The following is a 6113-nucleotide window of genomic DNA, read 5'->3' as shown; positions in this document are numbered from 1 at the left end:
GCGTTGTGCGGAGCGCGCCGCTCGGCAGGCCGAGGCGGCCCGCGCGGCCGAGGCGCCGGCCGCCAGTGGCGGGTCGTCGTCGTCCGCCGCGCCGCGCGGCTCCTTCAAGGAGTACGCGATGAGCAAGGTCGGCAGCGCCGACCAGTTCAGCTGCCTGGAGAACCTGTGGGGCAAGGAGAGCGGCTGGAACCCCAACGCGCAGAACCCCACCAGCACCGCCTACGGCATCCCGCAGTTCCTCAACTCGACCTGGGCCGGCACCGGCATCGCCAAGACGTCGGACGGCTACCGGCAGATCGACGCCGGCCTGATCTACATCGAGAACCGGTACGGCAGCCCGTGTGCCGCCTGGGCGCACTCGAAGGCCAACAACTGGTACTGAGCGGGCAGGCCGCAGACTGCCGGGTGTGAGCTCCGTCCCCGCCCGGTTCGTCCGCGCCCACACCGAGGTCCGGCGGCCGTCCTCCGTCCCGGAGGTGCGGCTGCACGTGGCCGACGACGTCGTCGCCCTCTGGGAGGCGATGGAGACCGAGGGGGGCGGCGCCGGGGAGGCGCCGCCCTTCTGGGCTGCGGCGTGGCCGGGCGGGCAGGCGCTGGCCCGGTACGTGCTGGACACCCCGGACGTCGTGGCGGGCCGGGCGGTGCTCGACCTGGGGTCCGGCAGCGGGCTGGTCGCCATCGCCGCCCGGCGGTCCGGGGCCCGCTCGGTGCTCGCCAGCGACGTCGACCCGTTCAGCCGGACGGCGGTGGGCGTCAACGCCCTCCTCAACGGGGTGGCCGGCGTGAGCGTGACCGGCGACGTGCTCGACCGTGACCTCCCGGGCGTCGAGGTCGTGCTCGCCGGCGACGTCTGCTACGACCGGGAGATGACCGAACGGGTGCTGCCCTTCCTCGACCGCGCCCGCGCGCGCGGCTGCGAGGTCCTCGTCGGGGACCCCGGCCGGCCCTACCTGCCGCACGACCGGCTGGTCGCCGCCGCGGTCTACGAGATCCCGGAGACCGAGGGGCCGGGGCTGCGGCGGACGACGGTCTGGCGGCTGCCGTGACCGACCACGTCGACGTGCTCATCGTGGGCGCCGGGCTCTCCGGCATCGGCGCCGCCTGCCACCTGCAGCACGAGTGCCCCGGCCGCAGCTACGCCGTCCTGGAGTCGCGGACGGCGATCGGCGGGACATGGGACCTCTTCCGCTACCCCGGCGTCCGCTCGGACTCCGACATGTTCACCCTGGGCTACTCGTTCCGGCCCTGGACCGGGACGCAGGCGATCGCCGACGGCGACTCGATCCTCCGCTACGTCCAGGACACCGCCCGCGAGCACGGCGTGGACCGGCACATCCGGTTCTCCCACCGGGTCGTCTCCGCCGAGTGGTCGACCGGCGAGGCCCGCTGGACGGTGACCGCGGAGCGCACCGACACCGGCGAGACGGTGCAGCTGACCTGCTCCTGGCTGTCGGTCTGCTCCGGCTACTACCGCTACGACGAGGGCTACCGGCCGGCGTTCCCCGGCGAGGAGCGCTTCGCCGGGCCGATCGTGCACCCGCAGCACTGGCCGGAGGACCTCGACTTCGCCGGCAAGCGGGTCGTGGTCGTCGGCAGCGGCGCCACCGCGGTCACTCTCGTGCCGACGATGGCCGAGACCGCCGAGCACGTGACGATGCTGCAGCGGACGCCCAGCTACGTGCTGGCGCTGCCCGGCCGCGACCCGCTCGCCGACGCCCTGCGCCGCCGGCTGCCGGCGCGCGCCGCGTACGCGGCCGTGCGGTGGAAGAACGTGCTGCTGTCGATGGCCTCCTACCAGTTCAGCCGCCGCCGCCCGGCCGCGATGCGCCGGTTCCTCCAGCGGACCGCCGGCCGGCAACTGCCCGCCGGCTACGACGTCGAGACCCACTTCGGGCCGCCCTACGACCCGTGGGACCAGCGGCTGTGCCTCGCCCCCGACGGCGACCTGTTCCGGGCGATCCGCGCGGGCCGGGCCTCGATCGTCACCGACCGGATCGCGACCTTCACCGGCACGGGGATCGCGCTGGAGTCCGGCGCCGAGCTCGCGGCCGACGTCGTCGTCTCGGCCACCGGGCTGAACCTGCTGCCGATCGGCGGCATGGCGCTCACCGTCGACGGCGAGCGGGTCGAGCTGTCGGAGCGGGTCTCGTACAAGGGCATGATGATCTCCGGGGTGCCGAACCTCGCCATGACGATCGGCTACACGAACGCCTCCTGGACGCTCAAGGCCGACCTCGTCGCCCGCTACGTCTGCCGGCTGCTCGACCACATGGCCGCCCGCGGGTTCGCCACGTGCACGCCGGTCGCCCCGCCCGAGGGCGGCACCGAGCCGTTCATCGGCCTGAGCTCCGGCTACGTGCGGCGCAGCCTGGCCGCCCTGCCCCGTCAGGGTGCCCGCGCACCGTGGCGGCTGTACCAGAACTACCTGCGCGACGTCGTCCTGATGCGGCACGGCCCGCTCGAGGACGCCGGCGTGCGGTTCGCCCCTCGGCGGCCCGCCCCGGCCGCCGAGGAGGTCCCGGCGTGACGCTCCCGCCGTACCGGTTCGCCGGGGGGACGGCGGTCGTCACCGGCGCGGCCGGCGGGATCGGCGCCGCGCTCGCCCACGGCCTGGCCCTGCGCGGCAGCTCGCTCGTGCTGCTCGACCGGGACGCCGAGGGGCTGGCGACCGTGGCCGCGGGCATCGGCGCCGCCCACCCGGGGCTGGGCGTCACGACGTACGTGGTCGACCTCGCCGACCCCGCCGACACCCGGCGGGTCGCCGGCACGGTCGCCGCGGCGCACCCCGAGGTGACCCTGCTGGTGAACAACGCCGGGATGGCCCTCGGCGGGCGCTTCGACCAGGTGACCCTCGAGGAGTTCGAGGAGGTCCAGGAGGTCAACCTCCGGGCCGTCGTCCGCCTGACGCACGCCCTGCTGCCCACGCTGAAGGCGCACCCCGGCTCGCATCTGGTCACCGTCTCCAGCGTCTTCGGCCTCATCGCGCCCGCGGGGCAGGTGGCGTACGCGACGAGCAAGTTCGCCGTCCGTGGGTTCACCGAGGCGCTCCGGCACGAGCTGGCCGGCGACGGCGTCGGCGTCACCTGCGTGCACCCCGGCGGGATCCGCACCCGGATCGCGGCCGACGCCCGGGTCGGCTCCGGCGTGCCGGCCGACGAGGCCGAGCGGGGCAGGCGGGACTTCGCCCGGCTGCTCACCATGGACCCCGCCCGGGCCGCCGAGATCGTCCTCACCGCGGTGGAGCGGCGCCGTCCGCGGCAGCTGGTCGGCTGGAGCGCCGTCGTCCCCGACCTGCTCGTGCGGCTGGCGCCGGGCTCCCACGGCCGGGTGCTGGCCGCCCTCACCGCCCTGGCGGCGCGCGGCCGTCGCTGACCGGGTAGGCAGAGCCGGTGGCGGTGCACATCGGGACGTCGGGCTGGAGCTACGACCACTGGGACGGCGTGCTCTACCCGCCGGGCACCCCGCCGCGGGACCGGCTGGCGCACTACGTCCGGCGCCTCGGGACCGTCGAGCTCAACGCGAGCTTCTACCGCTGGCCCCGGACGGCGACCTTCGCCGGCTGGCGCCGCCGGCTGCCGCCGGGCTTCCAGCTGTCGGTCAAGGCACCCCGCGGGCTCACCCACGCCAAGCGGCTGTACGCGCCGGAGACGTGGATCGGCCGGATGACCGAGTGCTGGCACGAGCTCGGCGACCGGCGGGCGGTGCTGCTGGTCCAGCTGGCGCCCACCCAGGAGCGCGACGACGAGCGGCTGGACTTCTTCCTCCGCCTGCTCCCGGACTGGATGCGGGTGGCCGTGGAGTTCCGGCACCCGACCTGGCACGACGAGGGCGTCTACGCCCTGCTGGAGCGGCACGGCGCCGCCTACACCGTGATGAGCGGGGCCGGACTGCCCTGCGTGCTCCGGGCCACCGCCCCGTTCGTCTACCTCCGGCTGCACGGCCCGGACGCCGCGCACCTCTACGCCGGCTCCTACCCCGACGCGGACCTGCGCTGGTGGGCCGACCGGGTGGGGGAGTGGTCGCGTTCGGGGCACGACGTCTACGCGTACTTCAACAACGACGGCCACGGGCACGCCGTCCGCAACGCCGAGACGCTGCGCGCGCTGGTCACGGGGTGAGCGAGACGCGGCGGCGGGCGGCCCGGAGCGCGAGCACCCCGTAGCCGACGGCGTTGGGCAGCAGCGCCGCGGTGTATATCCCGGCCTGCACCGCCGGGCTGGCCACCTCCAGGCCCAGCGGCGCGACGACGTAGTGCCCCAGGAAGCCACCGGTGTACGGGCCCGCCCCCGCCCGCTCGCGGAGGGCCAGCTCCAGCTCGGTGAGCGGACACGGCGAGCCGGCGAGATTGACGGCGAGGATGGCCGCGCTCACCGGCGCGTGCAGCAGCAGCAGCCGCGGCCGGCGCAGCGCCGCCAGCGCCCCGGTCAGCATCAGGACGACGGCCAGCGCGTGCACCACCGCCACGGCGTGCGCCCAGAACACGCCTCCAGCGTGGCACGGCGCGGGGACGCGGTGGGCGCCCCCGAGCGGGAGACTGGGCGCATGAGCGATCACGACGCCGGCCGCGAGCCGGCCTCGGGCAACCTGGTGAGCCGGTCGGTCGAGGAGTTCATCAGCCAACTGCGCGCGTTCACCGACCGCGCCCGCGGGCTGGCCGGCGTCGTCCCCTTCTCGCTGCCGCGGCTGCCCTCGCCGCCCGGCGCGCTCTCGGCGGCCCAGCTGCAGGCGATCGACAAGGCGGTCCGGGGACAGCGGCAGCAGATCCAGGCGATGACGGCCCAGCTGGAGGCCTTCGACGAGCAGCTCGCCGTCTTCGAGCGGATCCTCGACCCGCTCGTCGAGTGGAGCGCCACCTGGGCCCGGCTTGAGGAGTCGGTGGCCGACCTGGTCCGCCGCTCGCCCCCCGAACTCGACGACCGCCCGTCGGCCGACGGGACGGCGGGCGGGAAGCGCTCCTGACCGCTCAGCGCCGGTCGCGCCGCAGCGGGTGGTCCGGGGGCACCTCGACCAGCACGATCCGGACGCCGTCCGGGTCGGCCACCCACGCCTCGACCAGCCCCCACGGCTCGGTCCGCGGCTCCTCCAGCACCCGCACCCCCGCCGCCCGCAGCCGCTCGACCTCCGCGGCGACGTCGCGCACCTGCAGCCACAGGGCCAGGCCCCGCGGCGGCTCCCCGGTGCCGGACACCTCGAGCAGCCCGTTGCCGAGGAAGAAGACCACCCCGGGGGAGTCGGGCGGGCCGAACTCGCGGTACACCGCCAGGCCGACGACGTCGCGGTAGAAGGCCTGGGAGCGCGCGGCATCGCCCGGCCGCAACAGGATCCGACTGCTGAGCACGTCCACCCCGGCATCATCGGGGGCGGACCGTCGCGCCCGACAGGTGGACGGCGGCCGGGACGAGAGGGAACACCGTGGCCATGCGCTTCGAGTACAGGGTGGTCGAGCTCCGGGAGGGGCTCATCGGCGGGAAGATGTCGGGTGACAAGCTGGAGAAGGTGCTCAACCAGCACGCCCGCGAGGGGTGGCAGCTGAGGGCGATCACCTCGGTCGAGGTCAAGGGCCGGATCGGCCCGGGCGGCGTCGAGGGCGTGCTGGTCACCTTCGAGCGGCCGGCCGGCTGACCGACTCCCCGGAGGACCCGCCCGTGCCCGAACCGGCCGACGCCCGGGCACGCCTGCGGGCGGACTGCGCCGCCTGCGCGGGCCTGTGCTGCGTGCTGCCGGCGTTCACCGCCTCGGCCGACTTCGCCGTCGACAAGCCGGCCGGGCAGCCGTGCCTGCACCTGCAGCCGGACTCGCGCTGCGGCATCCACGCGCAGCTGCGGGAGCGTGGGTTCCCCGGCTGCGCGGTGTTCGACTGCTTCGGCGCCGGCCAGCAGACGGTGCAGGTCACCTTCGGCGGGCGCGGCCCGCGGGACGACCCCGCGGTCGCCGCGGCGATGGCGACAGCGTTCGGCGTCCAGCGGCAGCTGCACGAGCTGCTCTGGTACCTGGCCGAGGCGCTGGCGCTGCCCGCGGCCGCGCCGCTGCGGGGCGCGCTGCTCGCGGCCCGCGACCGCACCGAGCGGCTGACCGGCGCCGGCGCCGACGAGCTCGCCGCCGTCGACACCGCC

At 75.6% G+C, this 6113-nt stretch carries 9 protein-coding genes and 1 pseudogene; 8 read left to right on the top strand and 2 right to left on the bottom strand.

The features are described 5' to 3' along the window. From MY520_RS27670 to MY520_RS27650, 5 genes are all read left to right on the top strand, one after another. Positions 1 to 382: transglycosylase SLT domain-containing protein (locus tag MY520_RS27670; protein WP_436695913.1), on the top strand; the 382-nt coding region annotated here is incomplete at its 5' end. 25 nt (positions 383 to 407) lie between these two features. Next, positions 408 to 1046, top strand: coding sequence for a class I SAM-dependent methyltransferase (locus MY520_RS27665; RefSeq protein WP_436695912.1), 639 nt, complete (start codon positions 408 to 410; stop codon positions 1044 to 1046). After that, positions 1043 to 2527, top strand: a complete 1485-nt coding sequence (locus MY520_RS27660; RefSeq protein WP_436695911.1) for a flavin-containing monooxygenase — start codon at positions 1043 to 1045, stop codon at positions 2525 to 2527. The genes MY520_RS27665 and MY520_RS27660 overlap by 4 nt, the downstream gene beginning before the upstream one ends. Beyond that, positions 2524 to 3372, top strand: a complete 849-nt coding sequence (locus MY520_RS27655) for an SDR family NAD(P)-dependent oxidoreductase (protein ID WP_436695910.1) — start codon at positions 2524 to 2526, stop codon at positions 3370 to 3372. Before MY520_RS27660 ends, MY520_RS27655 begins: the two co-directional genes overlap by 4 nt. Before the next feature lie 17 nt (positions 3373 to 3389). Beyond that, complete coding sequence (locus MY520_RS27650; RefSeq protein ID WP_436695909.1) at positions 3390 to 4118, top strand: DUF72 domain-containing protein; 729 nt, start codon at positions 3390 to 3392, stop codon at positions 4116 to 4118. Here MY520_RS27650 and MY520_RS27645 read toward each other — a convergent pair. Beyond that, positions 4108 to 4482, bottom strand: a complete 375-nt coding sequence (locus MY520_RS27645; protein WP_436695908.1) for a DUF2784 domain-containing protein — start codon at positions 4480 to 4482, stop codon at positions 4108 to 4110. The genes MY520_RS27650 and MY520_RS27645 overlap by 11 nt on opposite strands. A 60-nt stretch (positions 4483 to 4542) precedes the next feature. Between MY520_RS27645 and MY520_RS27640 the strand changes: the two genes are divergently transcribed. After that, on the top strand, positions 4543 to 4959 hold the full coding sequence (locus MY520_RS27640) for a hypothetical protein (protein ID WP_436695907.1): 417 nt from the start codon (positions 4543 to 4545) through the stop codon (positions 4957 to 4959). A gap of 4 nt (positions 4960 to 4963) precedes the next feature. Here MY520_RS27640 and MY520_RS27635 read toward each other — a convergent pair whose 3' ends face one another. Further along, positions 4964 to 5344 (bottom strand): VOC family protein, encoded by a 381-nt coding sequence (locus tag MY520_RS27635; protein WP_436695906.1) that lies wholly within the window; start codon positions 5342 to 5344, stop codon positions 4964 to 4966. A 74-nt stretch (positions 5345 to 5418) separates the two neighbouring features. Here MY520_RS27635 and MY520_RS27630 point away from each other — a divergent pair, with 74 nt between their 5' ends. Continuing rightward, on the top strand, positions 5419 to 5622 hold the full coding sequence (locus MY520_RS27630; protein WP_436695905.1) for a DUF4177 domain-containing protein: 204 nt from the start codon (positions 5419 to 5421) through the stop codon (positions 5620 to 5622). A gap of 23 nt (positions 5623 to 5645) precedes the next feature. Beyond that, positions 5646 to 6113 (top strand): annotated as a pseudogene (locus MY520_RS27625) (pentapeptide repeat-containing protein); the annotation flags it as partial.

Source organism: Geodermatophilus sp. CPCC 205506, from assembly GCF_051383635.1.
GTDB lineage: Bacteria > Actinomycetota > Actinomycetes > Mycobacteriales > Geodermatophilaceae > Geodermatophilus.
Note: the sequence above shows the minus strand (reverse complement) of the source record. Positions and strands in the feature narration are given on the sequence as shown.

Excerpts from the sequence above, each read along its gene's own strand:
- MY520_RS27640 (WP_436695907.1), top strand. The coding sequence starts at position 4,543 with ATGAGCGATCACGACGCCGGCCGCGAGCCGGCCTCGGGCAACCTGGTG.
- MY520_RS27630 (WP_436695905.1), top strand. The coding sequence starts at position 5,419 with ATGCGCTTCGAGTACAGGGTGGTCGAGCTCCGGGAGGGGCTCATCGGC.